Annotated in this window: 15 protein-coding genes; 13 read left to right on the top strand and 2 right to left on the bottom strand. The window is 55.3% G+C overall.

The annotated features are described in order from the left end of the window. The first annotated feature begins 122 nt into the window (after positions 1–122). The 4 genes from K5I40_RS16740 (at position 123) to speB (ending at position 3,943) form a co-directional block, all read left to right on the top strand. On the top strand, positions 123–338 hold the full coding sequence (locus tag K5I40_RS16740) for a hypothetical protein (RefSeq protein ID WP_223075458.1): 216 nt from the start codon (positions 123–125) through the stop codon (positions 336–338). Positions 339–645: 307 nt separating this feature from the next. Then, positions 646–777, top strand: a complete 132-nt coding sequence (gene yqgB, locus K5I40_RS16735) for an acid stress response protein YqgB (RefSeq protein ID WP_156126890.1) — start codon at positions 646–648, stop codon at positions 775–777. A gap of 8 nt (positions 778–785) precedes the next feature. Continuing rightward, positions 786–2,762: a biosynthetic arginine decarboxylase gene (gene speA / locus K5I40_RS16730; RefSeq protein WP_223075457.1), complete on the top strand. Its 1,977-nt coding sequence runs from the start codon at positions 786–788 to the stop codon at positions 2,760–2,762. 260 nt (positions 2,763–3,022) lie between these two features. Next, complete coding sequence (gene speB / locus K5I40_RS16725) at positions 3,023–3,943, top strand: agmatinase (RefSeq protein ID WP_006811917.1); 921 nt, start codon at positions 3,023–3,025, stop codon at positions 3,941–3,943. Positions 3,944–3,987: 44 nt separating this feature from the next. Here the strand turns inward: speB and K5I40_RS16720 are convergent, their stop codons facing one another. Further along, positions 3,988–4,746 carry a M48 family metallopeptidase gene (locus K5I40_RS16720; protein WP_039029810.1) on the bottom strand — a complete coding sequence of 253 codons (759 nt, stop codon included), beginning with the start codon at positions 4,744–4,746 and terminating at the stop codon, positions 3,988–3,990. A gap of 279 nt (positions 4,747–5,025) precedes the next feature. Here K5I40_RS16720 and tkt point away from each other — a divergent pair, with 279 nt between their 5' ends. The 7 genes from tkt (at position 5,026) to K5I40_RS16685 (ending at position 13,473) form a co-directional block, all read left to right on the top strand. Further along, a complete protein-coding gene (gene tkt, locus K5I40_RS16715) occupies positions 5,026–7,017 on the top strand; it encodes a transketolase (protein ID WP_223075456.1) in 1,992 nt (663 codons plus the stop codon). Between the two features lie 357 nt (positions 7,018–7,374). Then, positions 7,375–8,394, top strand: coding sequence for an erythrose-4-phosphate dehydrogenase (epd, locus tag K5I40_RS16710; RefSeq protein ID WP_039029812.1), 1,020 nt, complete (start codon positions 7,375–7,377; stop codon positions 8,392–8,394). 49 nt (positions 8,395–8,443) lie between these two features. Next, the gene (pgk, locus tag K5I40_RS16705; protein ID WP_039029813.1) at positions 8,444–9,607 is read left to right on the top strand and encodes a phosphoglycerate kinase; all 1,164 of its coding nucleotides are present in this window, start codon (positions 8,444–8,446) and stop codon (positions 9,605–9,607) included. Between the two features lie 89 nt (positions 9,608–9,696). After that, the gene (gene fbaA / locus K5I40_RS16700; protein ID WP_039029814.1) at positions 9,697–10,776 is read left to right on the top strand and encodes a class II fructose-bisphosphate aldolase; all 1,080 of its coding nucleotides are present in this window, start codon (positions 9,697–9,699) and stop codon (positions 10,774–10,776) included. A gap of 188 nt (positions 10,777–10,964) precedes the next feature. Next, a complete protein-coding gene (gene mscS, locus K5I40_RS16695) occupies positions 10,965–11,822 on the top strand; it encodes a small-conductance mechanosensitive channel MscS (RefSeq protein ID WP_223075455.1) in 858 nt (285 codons plus the stop codon). Between the two features lie 140 nt (positions 11,823–11,962). Next, positions 11,963–12,598: an arginine exporter ArgO gene (gene argO, locus K5I40_RS16690; RefSeq protein WP_223075454.1), complete on the top strand. Its 636-nt coding sequence runs from the start codon at positions 11,963–11,965 to the stop codon at positions 12,596–12,598. A 125-nt stretch (positions 12,599–12,723) separates the two neighbouring features. Next, positions 12,724–13,473, top strand: coding sequence for an oxidative stress defense protein (locus tag K5I40_RS16685; protein ID WP_375540654.1), 750 nt, complete (start codon positions 12,724–12,726; stop codon positions 13,471–13,473). 60 nt (positions 13,474–13,533) lie between these two features. Here K5I40_RS16685 and argP read toward each other — a convergent pair whose 3' ends face one another. After that, the gene (gene argP, locus K5I40_RS16680) at positions 13,534–14,427 is read right to left on the bottom strand and encodes a DNA-binding transcriptional regulator ArgP (protein WP_039029817.1); all 894 of its coding nucleotides are present in this window, start codon (positions 14,425–14,427) and stop codon (positions 13,534–13,536) included. A gap of 150 nt (positions 14,428–14,577) precedes the next feature. On the opposite strand from argP, the gene rpiA reads away from it, so the two are divergent. After that, positions 14,578–15,237, top strand: coding sequence for a ribose-5-phosphate isomerase RpiA (gene rpiA, locus K5I40_RS16675; protein WP_039030111.1), 660 nt, complete (start codon positions 14,578–14,580; stop codon positions 15,235–15,237). Between the two features lie 267 nt (positions 15,238–15,504). Then, positions 15,505–16,737, top strand: a complete 1,233-nt coding sequence (gene serA / locus K5I40_RS16670; RefSeq protein WP_223075452.1) for a phosphoglycerate dehydrogenase — start codon at positions 15,505–15,507, stop codon at positions 16,735–16,737. The last annotated feature ends 9 nt before the right edge of the window (positions 16,738–16,746 follow it).

Raw genomic sequence — 16,746 nt, 5'->3', positions numbered from 1 at the left:
AGGAGAATTTGTTTAGCTCAAACTGTCGTGTGGGGTAGCCGTGGCAGTATTTTCCACCAGGACTTGCAGATGATGACACTGGCAGTCTGAGTGTTAATCAGTATGGATGGATTAACATCTGGATGGCTATTTTAGGTCACTTCTTCGCCCGATTTCCAGCTTTTTTTGATTGCGTGCCTACGCCCTTGAAAACCCGGCTGGAAATTTTTGCTGACGGTGCTGGCAATGCGCGCATTTATATTTTGCATTTTCCCCGTCTTGTCGGTATAAAACGCGGCGCGCGGCTCATACAAAAAAGCACACGACGTTTCTTCGTGTCGCCACTTCCAGCCGGGTAAAGCAGTGAACTTTTAGCTTTAACTTGTCGCGGGTTTAATCAGGCTTGCGTGGAGGTGATACGAGATAATGAACCGTCGTTTTCCGCTAATTCAGTTCTGCCTTTCAGGCCGGAACATGTTCCCCGCCATTCGCATTTCTAATCTGCAAACCTGCCGATGTTATACCCATCTCGGCGCTTCTCAGGATTCAAGGGCTGGCACTACGCTTTGTGAAGACTGAACAAGGGCGCTCTTGTAAATACAAGAGTTTTCTCGTGGTTTCGCCGGACCTTGTCATACAGAGTTCGGATACGTGTTTTACAATGATATGAATAAGAAACCGGTCGCACGCCCCGGCTTTCAGCATTCTGTGCTGGAAAGCGGGTCGGATAATGGGTTGTTATCGCAGATTGACGCTGCGATAGTAGTCAACTGTTTTACACTGAATAGTAAGAGTTGAGGTTCGCTATGTCTGACGACATGTCTTTTGTTTCGCCTTCGTCAGCGGGCGAACAGGGTGTACTACGTTCTATGCAGGAGGTTGCGATGAGCTCCCAGGAAGCCAGCAAGATGCTGCGCACTTACAATATTGCCTGGTGGGGCAATAACTACTACGACGTCAACGAACTGGGCCACATCAGCGTTTGCCCGGATCCTGACGTACCGGAAGCGCGCGTCGATCTCGCCAAACTGGTGAAAGCACGTGAAGCGCAGGGGCAGCGTCTGCCTGCTCTGTTCTGCTTCCCGCAGATCCTGCAACACCGTCTGCGTTCCATTAACGCCGCCTTTAAGCGCGCGCGTGAATCCTACGGCTACAACGGCGACTACTTCCTGGTCTATCCGATCAAGGTTAACCAGCATCGTCGAGTAATCGAATCCTTAATTCATTCTGGCGAACCGCTGGGACTGGAAGCCGGTTCTAAAGCGGAGCTGATGGCGGTACTGGCACATGCCGGAATGACCCGCTCGGTGATCGTCTGTAACGGCTATAAAGACCGTGAATACATTCGCCTGGCACTGATCGGTGAGAAGATGGGCCACAAGGTCTATCTGGTCATTGAGAAGATGTCTGAGATCGCCATCGTGCTGGAAGAGGCCGAGCGCCTGAACGTTGTGCCGCGCCTCGGCGTACGTGCGCGTCTGGCGTCCCAGGGCTCCGGTAAGTGGCAGTCCTCCGGCGGCGAAAAATCCAAATTCGGCCTGGCGGCGAACCAGGTTCTGCAGTTGGTGGAAATCCTGCGCGAACGTGGTCGTCTGGACAGCATTCAGCTCCTGCACTTCCACCTCGGCTCGCAGATGGCCAACATTCGCGACATCGCCACCGGCGTACGTGAGTCGGCCCGTTTCTACGTTGAGCTGCACAAGCTGGGCGTGAACATTCAGTGCTTCGACGTGGGCGGCGGTCTGGGCGTGGACTATGAAGGTACGCGCTCGCAGTCCGACTGCTCCGTAAACTATGGCCTGAACGAATACGCGAACAACATCATCTGGGCGATTGGTGATGCCTGTGAAGAGCACGGCCTGCCGCACCCGACGGTAATTACCGAATCCGGGCGTGCGGTGACCGCACACCACACGGTGCTGGTCTCCAACATCATCGGCGTTGAGCGTAGCGAAATCAGCGAAGCGACGCCGCCAGCGGATGATGCCCCACGTTCTCTGCAAAGCATGTGGGAAACCTGGCAGGAGATGCACGAGCCGGGCACCCGCCGCTCGCTGCGCGAATGGCTGCACGACAGCCAGATGGATCTGCATGATATTCATATCGGCTATTCATCCGGGACGTTCAGCCTGCAGGAGCGCGCCTGGGCGGAGCAGCTGTATCTGAACATGTGTCACGAAGTGCAGAAACAGCTCGACCCGAGCAACCGCGCGCACCGTCCGATTATCGACGAGCTGCAGGAGCGCATGGCGGACAAGATGTACGTCAACTTCTCCCTGTTCCAGTCGATGCCGGATGCCTGGGGTATCGATCAGCTGTTCCCGGTTCTGCCGCTGGAAGGGCTGAACCAGGTGCCTGAGCGCCGCGCGGTGCTGCTGGATATTACCTGTGACTCCGACGGGGCTATCGACCACTACATTGACGGTGACGGTATCGCCACCACCATGCCAATGCCGGAGTACGATCCGGAGAACCCACCAATGCTGGGCTTCTTTATGGTTGGCGCCTATCAGGAGATCCTCGGCAACATGCACAACCTGTTCGGGGATACCGAAGCGGTTGACGTGTTTGTCTTCCCTGACGGCAACGTGGAAGTGGAACTCTCTGACGAGGGCGACACCGTGGCGGACATGCTGCAGTACGTTCAGCTCGATCCGAACAAGCTCCTTACTCAGTTCCGCGATCAGGTGAAAAAGACCGATCTGGACGACACGTTGCAGAAACAGTTCCTGGAAGAGTTTGAAGCCGGTCTGTACGGCTACACTTACCTGGAAGACGAGTAACGCCTGTGCCCGGTGGCGCTGCGCTTACCGGGCCTACAAAGCCGCGACACGTAGGCCGGATAAGGCGAAGCCGCCATCCGGCGATAAAATTTCGCCGGAATTGCGTTTGCTATACTCACTTGAACCCGTATGAAATAGCGGCGATAATCCGCCGCAACAGGCACTATTCGAATCAATCCCTTCCTCGTCGGGTTTAACGACGCGGAGGGGATTTTTTTTCATCTATTTTTAATGCACCGACGTTATAAAGAGGTCAGGACATGAGCACTTTAGGGCATCAGTACGATAATTCTCTGGTATCTAACGCTTTTGGTTTTTTACGCCTTCCGATGAACTTCCAGCCGTACGACAGCGACGCGGACTGGGTGATCACCGGGGTGCCATTTGATATGGCGACGTCCGGCCGTGCCGGTGGCCGTCATGGCCCGGCGGCGATCCGTCAGGTCTCCACCAACCTGGCCTGGGAGCACAACCGCTTCCCGTGGAACTTCGACATGCGCGAGCGCCTGAACGTGGTTGACTGCGGCGACCTGGTGTACGCCTTTGGTGACGCGCGTGAAATGAGTGAAAAACTGCAGGCCCACGCAGAAAAACTGCTGGCAGCCGGCAAGCGCATGCTCTCTTTCGGTGGTGACCATTTCGTGACTCTGCCCCTGCTGCGCGCCCACGCGAAGCACTTCGGCAAGATGGCGCTGGTGCATTTCGATGCCCATACCGACACTTACGCGAACGGCTGCGAATTCGACCACGGCACCATGTTCTACACCGCGCCGAACGAAGGCCTGATCGATCCGAACCACTCCGTGCAGATTGGTATTCGTACCGAGTTCGATAAAGACAACGGCTTCACCGTGCTGGACGCCGGTCAGGTGAACGATCGCGGCGTGGACGATATTCTGGCCCAGGTGAAACAGATCGTCGGCGATATGCCGGTCTACCTGACCTTCGACATCGACTGCCTGGATCCGGCCTTTGCCCCGGGTACCGGTACCCCGGTGATCGGCGGCCTGACCTCTGACCGCGCCATCAAACTGGTGCGCGGCCTGAAGGATCTGAATATCGTCGGCATGGACGTTGTGGAAGTGGCGCCTGCCTATGACCAGTCCGAGATCACTGCCCTGGCCGCAGCGACCCTGGCGCTGGAAATGCTCTACATCCAGGCGGCGAAGAAAGGCGAGTAATAAAGACAGAGGCCGGGACAGATTGCCCGGCCTGTGTATCGACGTTACTTGAGGCCGTCTGCGGACATGCGATCGCGAATATGCTGCGCACGCTCTGCAGAGGCAGGGTGGTCGTCAAACATGGAGCTTTGACGGCCCGCTTCCTGTTGAGCCAGCTTTTCGAAGCTGGTGGCTAAACCTGACGGGTTAATGCCACGTTTGCGCAACAGATCGTATGAGTAGTCATCGGCCTCAGATTCCTGACGCTGGGAGAACTGGGAGTTAACCAGTTTTTCGCCGAGATCGCCAAGCTGCGACTGGGAGAGGCTCCCGACAATGCCGCCAGCAGAGGCTGCCGCCACGCGTACGGCGTTAGTGCCGAGCGCGACCTGCATTCCTTTCTTCACGTGGCCGAGGGCAACGTGACCCATTTCATGGCCGATAACCGCTTCGACTTCGTTGTCGTTCATCATATCCATCAGCCCGCTGTAGACGCGGATACAGCCGTTGGCCATGGCAAAGGCGTTGACGTCTTTGGCCATGTACACCTTGTAGTTCACCGGCTGGCCATTAATGTTGTCGCCGAGGGCCGAAGCAATCTTATTCAGACGCTGAGCGTAGGTGCTGTCAGCAGGCGCGATGGTCGCTTTGCCGTCCATCTCCTTACAGGCCTCATCGCTTAACGTTTTCACCTGGGCGTCGGTCAGGGAGTAGGCCTGAAAAGCCTCTGCTCCGGAGCTCAACAGGCCGCCAGAATTCATATTTTGACACCCGCTAAGCAGGAGCGTCGTTCCCAGAGCCAGCACTATTGCACGCATTTTCATTATGTTGCTTCCGTACTCGTTAACATTGATAAATTCTGAAAGTTTTGCCGCCCCGGAGAAGGGTGCAGGAGTAATTATAAGGAATTTAAACCCAGCCGGGCGAGAAGATTGCGCAACGTGCGATCGTGTTCCGGAGATTTCTTAAGCGGCAAAAGAATGGTCCATGTACATGCTTTGTCGCTTGGGTTACATTGTTGGCACTTTTTTCTGGCGTAGCCCAAAACGCGCTGTCGTCAAGCCGAAACGGGTATGGCCTTCAACATCCGATCTGGAGTCAAAATGTCCTCACGTAAAGAGCTTGCCAATGCTATTCGTGCGCTGAGCATGGATGCTGTACAAAAAGCTAAATCCGGTCACCCGGGTGCCCCGATGGGTATGGCTGACATTGCCGAAGTGCTGTGGCGTGATTTCCTGAACCACAACCCGCAGAACCCGGCCTGGGCTGACCGCGACCGTTTCGTTCTCTCTAACGGTCACGGCTCCATGCTGATCTACAGCCTGCTGCACCTCACCGGCTACGACCTGCCAATCGACGAGCTGAAAAACTTCCGTCAGTTGCACTCCAAAACCCCGGGTCACCCGGAAGTGGGCTACACCGCAGGTGTAGAAACCACGACCGGCCCGCTGGGCCAGGGTATTGCTAACGCCGTAGGTATGGCGATCGCCGAGAAGACGCTGGCGGCGCAGTTCAACCGTCCGGGCCACGACATTGTTGACCACTTCACCTACGCGTTCCTGGGTGACGGCTGCATGATGGAAGGCATCTCTCACGAAGTGTGCTCCCTGGCAGGTACCCTGAAGCTGGGCAAACTGGTTGCGTTCTACGACGACAACGGCATCTCCATCGACGGCCACGTTGAAGGCTGGTTCACCGACGATACCGCAGCACGTTTCGAAGCCTACGGCTGGCACGTGGTGCGTGGCGTTGACGGCCACGATGCTGAAGCGATTAAACGTGCGGTAGAAGAAGCGCGCGCAGTCACCGACAAACCGTCCCTGCTGATGTGCAAAACTATCATCGGTTTCGGTTCTCCGAACAAAGCCGGTACGCACGACTCTCACGGCGCACCGCTGGGTGATGCTGAGATCGCGCTGACCCGCGAAGCGCTTGGCTGGAAACACCCTGCGTTTGAAATCCCGTCTGACATCTATGCCCAGTGGGATGCAAAAGAAGCCGGTCAGGCAAAAGAAGCGGCCTGGAACGAGAAATTCGCTGCCTATGCGAAAGCCTTCCCACAGGAAGCGGCAGAATTCACCCGTCGTATGAAAGGTGACATGCCGGCAGACTTCGACGCGAAAGCGAACGAGTTCATCGCTAAGCTGCAGGCTAACCCGTCCAAAATCGCCAGCCGTAAAGCGTCCCAGAATGCCATCGAAGCCTTCGGTCCGTGGCTGCCAGAGTTCCTCGGCGGCTCCGCTGACCTTGCGCCTTCTAACCTGACTATCTGGTCCGGCTCTAAAGCGATCAACGAAGATACTGCCGGTAACTACATCCATTACGGCGTGCGTGAGTTCGGTATGACCGCAATCGCCAACGGTATCTCCCTGCACGGTGGTTTCCTGCCGTACACCTCCACCTTCCTGATGTTCGTGGAGTATGCCCGTAACGCGGTGCGTATGGCTGCGCTGATGAAACAGCGTCAGGTGATGGTCTACACCCACGACTCCATCGGTCTGGGCGAAGATGGCCCGACTCACCAGCCGGTTGAGCAGGTTGCCTCTCTGCGCGTGACCCCGAACATGTCCACATGGCGTCCATGTGACCAGGTTGAGTCCGCGGTAGCGTGGAAATATGGCGTTGAGCGTAAGGACGGCCCGACCGCACTGATCCTCTCCCGTCAGAACCTGGCTCAGCAGGATCGTACTGAAGCACAGCTGGCGAACATCGCCCGCGGTGGTTACGTACTGAAAGACTGCGACGGTCAGCCGCAGGTGATCTTCATCGCCACCGGTTCTGAAGTTGAACTGGCCGTTGCGGCCTGGGATCAGCTGGCAGGGGAAGGCGTGAAAGCGCGCGTGGTGTCCATGCCGTCTACCGATGCCTTCGACAAGCAGGAAGCGGCTTACCGTGAATCCGTGCTGCCGAAAGCCGTTTCTGCCCGCGTGGCAATCGAAGCGGGTATCGCTGACTACTGGTTCAAATACGTGGGCCTGAACGGCGCTATTGTCGGTATGACCACCTTTGGTGAGTCTGCTCCGGCTGAGCAGCTGTTCGAAGAGTTCGGCTTCACCGTTGAGAACGTGGTCGCGAAAGCGAAAGAACTGCTGTAATTGCTGTTTTGCCCGGTGGCGCTACGCTTACCGGGCCAACAAATGGCACGAAAACCAGGCCGGGTAATCGCAAGCGAATTACCCGGCTTTTTTGTATGTACTATTCCTCCAGCCTGTAACCAGACCGTTAATTATTCCATTAGAAATGTGACGCAAGTCATATAGCTGGCTTATTGGTCTGGACAGTCATTTCCTTTATTCCGTGTTTCGCTTATTCTGGCTGAAGCGTTTCAGTCGACTAAATGTTCGACAAATGACCAATCAGTTGGAGTTTGTGACAGGCAAGGATTCCCCTCAGAGCGTTGCTGCATTACTCTGTCAGCCACCTCAAGTCAGGGAAAGCTTTGCAGGAGACTTATGACCGTACGCGTAGCGATTAATGGTTTCGGTCGCATCGGACGTAACGTGGTTCGTGCTTTATATGAATCCGGACGCCGGGCGGAAATTACCGTGGTGGCCATCAACGAACTGGCGGATGCCGCAGGCATGGCGCATTTGTTGAAATATGACACCAGCCATGGGCGCTTTGCCTGGGACGTTCGTCAGGAGAGAGAGCAGCTGCTTGTCGGTGATGACGTGATTCGTCTGCTTCATGAGCGGACGATCGACGCATTACCCTGGCGTGAACTGGGCGTTGATGTGGTCCTCGATTGTACCGGCGTCTACGGCAATCGCGAACACGGCGAAGCCCATCTGGCGGCCGGCGCAAAGAAAGTGCTCTTTTCACACCCTGGCAGTAACGACCTCGATGCCACGGTGGTGTACGGCGTCAACCATCATGAGTTGCGCGCGGAACACCGTATCGTCTCCAATGCCTCCTGCACCACCAACTGTATTATTCCGGTCATCAAACTGCTGGACGATGCCTACGGCATTGAGTCGGGTACGGTTACCACCATCCACTCCGCCATGCACGATCAGCAGGTCATTGACGCTTACCACCCGGATCTGCGACGCACTCGCGCGGCGAGTCAGTCGATTATCCCGGTGGACACCAAACTGGCGGCCGGTATTACCCGAATTTTCCCCCAGTTTGAAGACCGTTTTGAAGCCATTGCCGTGCGTGTTCCCACCATCAACGTGACGGCAATCGACCTCAGCGTAACCGTGAAAAAACCGGTAAAAGCCTGTGAGGTCAACCTGTTGCTGCAAAAAGCGGCACAGCAAGCATTTCATGGTATAGTTGACTATACGGAATTACCGTTGGTCTCAGTAGATTTTAACCACGATCCGCATAGCGCCATTGTTGATGGCACGCAAACGCGCGTAAGTGGAGCGCATCTGATCAAAACGCTGGTCTGGTGTGATAATGAATGGGGCTTTGCTAACAGGATGCTCGACACCACGTTAGCTATGGCCGCTCAAGGTTTCAGGTAAGACGCGTATTGCGTCTGCAAAACTTTAAGAATCAACGAGAGGATTCACCATGTCTGTAATTAAGATGACCGATCTGGATCTGGCAGGTAAACGCGTTTTCATCCGTGCGGATCTGAACGTACCGGTTAAAGATGGTAAAGTGACCAGCGACGCGCGTATCCGTGCTTCTCTGCCAACCATCGAACTGGCACTGAAGCAGGGTGCGAAAGTGATGGTAACCTCCCACCTGGGTCGTCCGACTGAAGGCGAGTACAACGAAGAGTTCTCTCTGCTGCCGGTTGTTAATTACCTGAAAGACAAACTGTCCAGCCCGGTACGTCTGGTTAAAGACTACCTGGACGGTGTTGAAGTTGCTGAAGGTGAACTGGTTGTTCTGGAAAACGTTCGCTTCAACAAAGGCGAGAAGAAAGACGACGAAACCCTGTCCAAAAAATACGCTGCGCTGTGCGACGTATTCGTCATGGACGCTTTCGGTACTGCTCACCGCGCGCAGGCTTCCACTCACGGTATCGGCAAATTTGCTGACGTTGCTTGTGCAGGTCCACTGCTGGCAGACGAACTGGAAGCACTGGGTAAAGCACTGAAAGAACCTGCTCGTCCGATGGTTGCTATCGTTGGTGGTTCTAAAGTGTCTACCAAACTGACCGTTCTGGACTCTCTGTCCAAAATCGCTGACCAGCTGATTGTGGGCGGCGGTATCGCCAACACCTTCGTTGCAGCCCAGGGCCACAACGTCGGTAAATCCCTGTACGAAGCAGACCTGGTTGGCGAAGCTAAACGCCTGCTGACTACCTGTGACATCCCGGTTCCAACTGACGTTCGCGTAGCGACCGAGTTCTCTGAAACCGCAACCGCAGAGCTGAAATCTGTTTCTGACATCAAAAATGAAGAGCAGATTCTGGACCTGGGCGACGCCTCTGCAGAGAAGCTGGCTGAAATCCTTAAGAATGCAAAAACCATTCTGTGGAACGGTCCGGTTGGCGTGTTCGAATTCCCGAACTTCCGTAAAGGTACTGAAATCGTAGCTAACGCGATTGCAGACAGTGAAGCATTCTCCATTGCTGGCGGCGGTGATACCCTGGCAGCAATCGATCTGTTCGGTATTTCCGACAAGATCTCCTACATCTCCACTGGCGGCGGCGCATTCCTCGAATTCGTGGAAGGCAAAGTTCTGCCAGCAGTAGCCATGCTCGAAGAGCGCGCTAAGAAGTAAGCCATTTTAGGGCAGGGAAACCTGCCCAATTTTCAGCGCGCTTTTAAGAGCTCGCCCCTTTCCAAGGCCGAAGATACAGGACTCGCAACATGTCTAAAATTTTTGATTTCGTAAAACCTGGCGTGATCACTGGTGATGACGTTCAGAAGGTGTTCCAGGTAGCTAAAGAAAACAACTTTGCTCTGCCAGCTGTTAACTGCGTCGGTACCGACTCTATCAACGCCGTACTGGAAGCCGCAGCGAAAGTTAAAGCTCCGGTAATCGTTCAGTTCTCCAACGGTGGCGCTGCGTTCATCGCAGGTAAAGGCGTTAAAACTGACGTTCCTCAGGGCGCAGCAATCCTGGGCGCAATCTCTGGCGCACATCACGTTCACCAGATGGCTGAGCACTACGGTGTTCCGGTTATCCTGCACACTGACCACTGCGCGAAGAAACTGCTGCCGTGGATCGACGGTCTGCTGGACGCGGGCGAAAAACACTTCGCTGCAACCGGTAAGCCACTGTTCTCTTCTCACATGATCGACCTGTCTGAAGAGTCTCTGGAAGAGAACATCGAAATCTGCTCCAAATACCTGGCGCGCATGGCCAAAATGGACATGACTCTTGAAATCGAACTGGGTTGCACTGGTGGCGAAGAAGACGGCGTGGACAACAGCCACATGGACGCTTCTGCTCTGTACACTCAGCCAGAAGACGTTGATTACGCTTACACCGAGCTGAGCAAAATCAGCCCACGTTTCACCATCGCTGCCTCCTTCGGTAACGTACACGGCGTGTACAAACCAGGTAACGTGGTTCTGACGCCAACCATCCTGCGTGATTCTCAGGAATACGTTTCCAAGAAACACAACCTGCCGCACAACAGCCTGAACTTCGTCTTCCACGGCGGTTCCGGTTCTTCTGCTCAGGAAATCAAAGACTCCGTAAGCTACGGCGTAATCAAAATGAACATCGATACCGATACCCAATGGGCGACCTGGGACGGTATCCTGCAGTACTACAAAACTAACGAAGCTTACCTGCAGGGCCAGCTGGGCAACCCGAAAGGCGAAGACCAGCCGAACAAGAAATACTACGATCCACGCGTATGGCTGCGCGCAGCCCAGACCTCTATGGTGACGCGTCTGGAGCAGGCTTTCAAAGAGCTGAACGCGGTTGACGTTCTGTAACTTGAGCTGCTAACAGCATCAGAAGCCCGCGTTAATCGCGGGCTTTTTTTATGTCTTTTCAACTGGCTATCTTGCCTGTTTTTGTGATCTGTTTGGCAAAAGCCAGCCTTTTTGTTTACCCTTTACACACTTGCCACTCCATCAGTGGAATGGCGTATTGTGGTTTTTATGTGCATAAGGAAAGATAAATGGAAGATCTCGGTGTTGTAGATAGCATCAATAACGCTGGCTCCTGGCTGGTGCGTAACCAGGCATTGCTGATCAGCTATGCCGTCAATATTGCTGCGGCTATCGCCATTATCGTGGTGGGAATGATAGTCGCACGTACGGTTGCCAGAGGCGTTAACCGCGTAATGCTCGCGCGTCATATCGATGCAACCGTCGCCGATTTTCTTTCGGCACTGGTGCGCTACGCGATTATCGCTTTCACCCTCATTGCGGCAATGGGGCGCGTGGGTGTCCAGACCGCCTCAGTGATTGCGGTACTGGGTGCCGCCGGTCTGGCCGTGGGGTTGGCATTGCAAGGTTCGCTGGCAAACCTGGCTGCCGGTGTGCTGCTGGTGACCTTCCGTCCATTCCGCTCCGGGGAATATGTCGATCTCGGCGGCACTGCGGGTACGGTGCTGAACGTGCAGATTTTCTCCACCACGCTGCGTTCAGCAGACGGCAAAATTGTCATCGTGCCTAATAAGAAGGTTATCGACGGCAATATCACGAATTTTTCCCGTGAGCCGGTTCGCCGAAATGAGCTCGTTATCGGCGTCGGTTATGACTCCGATACTGAACTGGTGAAAAAGCTGATCACCGATATTATTGAATCCGATGAGCGCATCCTCAAAGATCGGGAAATGACTGTTCGCCTGAACGAGCTTGGCGCATCATCCATCAACTTCGTGGTGCGTATCTGGAGCAACAGCAGCGATTTGCAGAGCGTTTACTGGGATGTGCTGGAGCGCATCAAGCGTGACTTTGACGCCAACGGCATCAGCTTCCCGTATCCGCAGATGGACGTGAACTTCAAGCGTGTGAAAGAACCGGCGGAATAACCTTTCTGCCTGACCCGGTACGCGCAATGCGTGCCGGGTTTAATTAGCTTCTCTTATTGCCAATTAATATTATCCATTTCCTCTTATTATTCTCCCGCAGTATAGTCAGCCCTCAAGACACACTTCTGAGATTAAATTCCATGTTCTCTTTTTATATTCAAGGGCTTATGATTGGCGCAGCGATGATCCTGCCCCTCGGCCCGCAAAACGCCTTCGTCATGAATCAGGGCATTCGTCGGCAGTATCACATCATGATCGCGCTGCTCTGCGCGGTGAGCGATATGCTCCTCATTTGCGCCGGAATTTTTGGCGGCAGCGCGTTGCTGATGCAGTCCCCGTGGCTGCTGGCGCTGGTCACCTGGGGTGGCGTAGCCTTTCTGCTCTGGTATGGCTTTGGCGCGTTGAAAACGGCGATGGGCAGCAATATCGAGCTGGCAAGCGCCGAAGTAATGAAGCAGGGGCGCTGGAAAATTATCATCACCATGCTGGCGGTGACCTGGCTTAATCCGCACGTTTATCTGGATACGTTCGTTGTTCTGGGGAGCCTGGGAGGGCAGCTGGACGCTGAGCCAAGGCGCTGGTTCGCGCTGGGCACCGTGAGCGCCTCTTTCCTGTGGTTCTTTGGTCTGGCGCTGCTCGCCGCATGGCTGGCACCCCGCCTGCGCACCGCCAAAGCCCAGCGCATTATCAACGGTCTGGTCGGCGTGGTGATGTGGTTTATTGCTTTCCAGCTGGCGAAAGAAGGGATTCATCACATTAGTGAACTATTCTACTAAGCGTTGTCTTATGGACATTCGACCAGCAGCCGCTAAGCTTGCTGGCATGCGCCCTGTTACATGGGCACTCTTCGCAACATGGAGGAATAAAAGTGAAGTTGAATGCAATCGCCCTGGCGGCATTAATGGGTTTTGGCGCAGCATCCGTTCAGGCCAGTGAACTGCCTGACAGCCCGCACATTGTGACCTCCGGCACCGCAAGCGTGGATGCGGCCCCGGATATCGCGACCTTAGCCATTGAAGTGAACGTGGCGGCAAAAGATGCGGCCACCGCCAAGAAACAGGCAGACGACCGCGTTGCGCAATATCTCTCTTTCCTGGAGCAGAACGGCGTCGGTAAAAAAGATATCAACTCCGCCAATCTGCGTACCCAACCGGATTACGACTATAAGGATGGCAAAAGCATCCTGAAAGGTTACCGCGCGGTACGTACCGTAGAAGTCACGGTGCGTCAGCTGGATAAACTCAACTCCCTGCTGGACGGCGCCCTGAAAGCGGGCCTGAATGAGATCCGTTCGGTGTCACTGGGTGTTGCGCAACCTGAGAAGTATAAAGATGAAGCGCGCAAAGCGGCGATTGATGATGCCGTTCGTCAGGCACAGCAGTTGGCCGCTGGCTTTAACAGCAAGCTGGGCCCGGTTTACAGCGTGCGTTACCACGTCTCTAACTACCAGCCGAGCCCGATGGTGCGCATGATGAAAGCGGAAGCGGCGCCGGTCTCTGCCCAGGATACCTACGAGCAACCTACGATTCAGTTCGACGATCAGGTTGATGTGGTGTTCCAGCTTGAGCCCGCTCAGGGTCAGCAGCAGACTCAGCAGAACCAGCCGGTTCAGCAAAATCACCAGCAGGATACGGCGACTAAAGCACCGTAAGTATTGTTTTGATATACAGCGACAAGGCCGGGTCAGCGTTTACGCGACCCGGCTTTTTTATTAGTCCTGACGCAGAACCTTATGACCGTGGGCCAGCAGCGCATCGGTCACGTTGCGCATCATACGGCTTTCCGGCGCGAAGCGGTGCCAGTAGAGCATGCGGCGCTGGTGCAGGCCTGGCGTCAGGTCGATCAGCTCACCGCTCTGCAGCTCTCTTTCAATCTGCAGATGCGGGATCATGCAGCAGGTCGTGCCCTGACGCGCCAGCTGTACGAAGGCTTCGGAGGAGTTAACGATATGGCAGGGAACGCTGCCGGGCGGCAGGTCGAAGTTCTGCTGTAAAAACGCCTGATGCATATCATCAAGATGGTCAAACGCCACGGCAGGGGCTTTGAGCAGGGCCGCGCGGGTAACGCCGTTCGGGAAGTAGCGCTCAGCAAAGGCTTTAGAGCCGACAAACAGGTAGTCCAGCGCCCCCAGCTGATCCACCAGGCAGCTTGGCAGCGCCTGGGGCTGGATACTGACTGCACCTACCACTTCACCACGACGCAGACGCTCCTGGGTACGGGTTTCGTCTTCAACCTGTAAGTTCAGGCGAATAGGCGAATCGGCCAGCACCGGGGCGAGGGCAGGGAGGAGCCAGGTTGCCAGACTGTCGGCGTTGACCGCCAGCGACAGCAGCAGCGGCGTGGAGCCGGTCTGTTCATCGCCAAGCCACTCATCTTCCAGCAGCTCAACCTGACGCAGCAGCGCCAGCAGCTTTTGCCCCTGTTCGGTAGGACGCGGCGGCACGGTACGAACCAGCAGCGGCTGCCCGAACATGTTCTCAAGCTGTTTGATTCGTTGCGAAACGGCGGACTGGGTAATACACAGCTTCTGTGCTGCGCGTTCGAATCCGCGTTCACGTATAACGGCATCAAGCGCCTGTAATGTTCTGTAGTCCGGACGTTTCATTGCTCTGGCTGACTCCCAAATAATTCAATACTTCGCACTATGACATAAATTTATGTTTGATACAGACGAAATTGGTGACCTCGCAGATCACATGGCGCAGGTGAATGCTCTATAATGCGCGTCACGCAAAATCACCACGGGCAAGAGATCATGACGCAGGATGAACTGAAAAAAGCAGTAGGATGGGCCGCTCTCCAGTATGTACAGCCGGGTACCATTGTCGGCGTGGGCACCGGGTCAACGGCAGCACACTTTATTGATGCGCTGGGCACGATGAAAGGCCAGATTGAGGGCGCAGTTTCCAGCTCCGATGCATCCACGGAAAAGCTGAAAAGCCTGGGCATTACCGTTTTCGATCTGAACGAAGTGGACCGTCTGGGGATTTACGTGGACGGCGCGGATGAGATCAACGGCCATATGCAGATGATCAAAGGCGGCGGCGCGGCGCTGACGCGCGAGAAGATCATCGCCTCTGTCGCGGACAAGTTTATCTGTATCGCCGATGCCTCCAAGCAGGTGGATATCCTCGGCAAATTCCCGCTGCCGGTTGAAGTGATCCCGATGGCGCGTAGCGCGGTTGCCCGTGAGCTGGTCAAGCTGGGCGGACGCCCGGAATACCGTCAGGGCGTGGTGACGGACAACGGGAACGTGATCCTGGACGTGCACGGTCTGGAGATCCTCGACGCCGTCGCGCTGGAAAACGCCATCAATGGCCTGCCGGGCGTGGTAACCGTAGGGTTATTTGCCAACCGTGGCGCGGATGTCGCGCTGATTGGCACCGCCGATGGCGTCAAAACCATCGTGAAATGATCTGACGGGGGGAACCTCCCCCCGCTAACTTTTTTTGCAAAAGCGATATTCGGTGACTTGTGTCACATTTCTAACCCTCTACTGACGATCCTGCCGCTTTCTTATTTCTCCGCAGCATTTTTCACTGCCAATTGACGCTGTATGACATTTCTTCAGAGTGCCGACGCAAACGTTCATATTGCTGCAATAGTTTTTTTTGATATGTTGGCTGGAGCGGATTCAAATCCAGCACAACAACAGTTCAGACAATCAGACAGGGTCGGGGAAATGGCAAAGGTATCACTGGAGAAAGACAAGATTAAATTTCTGCTGGTCGAAGGGGTGCATCAGAAAGCACTGGATAGCCTTCGTGCGGCGGGTTACACCAACATCGAATTTCACAAAGGTGCGCTGGATACCGAACAGCTGAAAGAGTCGATCCGTGATGCCCATTTCATCGGCCTGCGCTCCCGTACCCATCTGACAGAAGACGTTATTGCGGCGGCAGAAAAACTGGTGGCGATCGGCTGCTTCTGCATCGGCACCAACCAGGTTGACCTTGATGCGGCTGCGAAGCGCGGTATTCCGGTCTTTAACGCGCCATTCTCCAACACCCGTTCCGTGGCGGAGCTGGTCATCGGCGAACTTCTGCTGCTGCTGCGCGGCATCCCTGAAGCCAACGCCAAAGCCCACCGCGGCATCTGGAATAAGCTGGCCTCCGGCTCTTTCGAAGCGCGTGGTAAAAAGCTGGGGATCATCGGTTACGGCCACATCGGTACGCAGTTGGGTATTCTGGCCGAATCGCTGGGAATGCACGTCTTCTTCTACGACATCGAAAGCAAACTGCCGCTGGGTAACGCCACTCAGGTTCAGCATCTCTCCGACCTGCTGAATATGAGCGACGTGGTGAGCCTGCACGTGCCTGAAAACGCCTCCACCAAAAACATGATGGGTGCGGAAGAGCTGGCGCTGATGAAGCCGGGCTCACTGCTGATCAACGCCGCGCGCGGTACGGTGGTGGATATCCCGGCCCTGTGTGACGCGCTTAAACGCAAACACCTGGCGGGCGCGGCTATCGACGTCTTCCCGACCGAGCCTGCGACCAACAGCGATCCGTTCACCTCGCCGCTGTGTGAGTTCGACAACGTGATCCTTACGCCACATATTGGTGGCTCTACTCAGGAAGCGCAGGAAAATATCGGTCTGGAAGTGGCCGGTAAGCTGAGCAAATACTCCGACAACGGTTCAACGCTGTCTGCGGTTAACTTCCCGGAAGTATCGCTGCCGCTGCACGGTGGGCGTCGTCTGCTGCACATCCACGAAAACCGTCCGGGCGTGCTGACCGCCATTAACCAGATCTTCGCCGAGCAGGGCGTCAACATCGCCGCACAGTACCTGCAAACTAACGCGCAGATGGGCTATGTGGTTATCGATATCGAAGCGGATGAGGACGTGGCAGAGAAAGCGCTGCAGGGGATGAAAGCCATTCCGGGCACCATTCGCGCGCGTCTGCTTTACTGAGTTTAGTGC

Origin of the sequence: Leclercia sp. LTM14, assembly GCF_023736175.1 — a bacterium.
Taxonomy (GTDB): domain Bacteria; phylum Pseudomonadota; class Gammaproteobacteria; order Enterobacterales; family Enterobacteriaceae; genus Enterobacter; species Enterobacter barmai.
The sequence above is the reverse complement of the archived record's forward strand: the minus strand, read 5'-3'. Positions and strand labels throughout refer to the sequence as shown.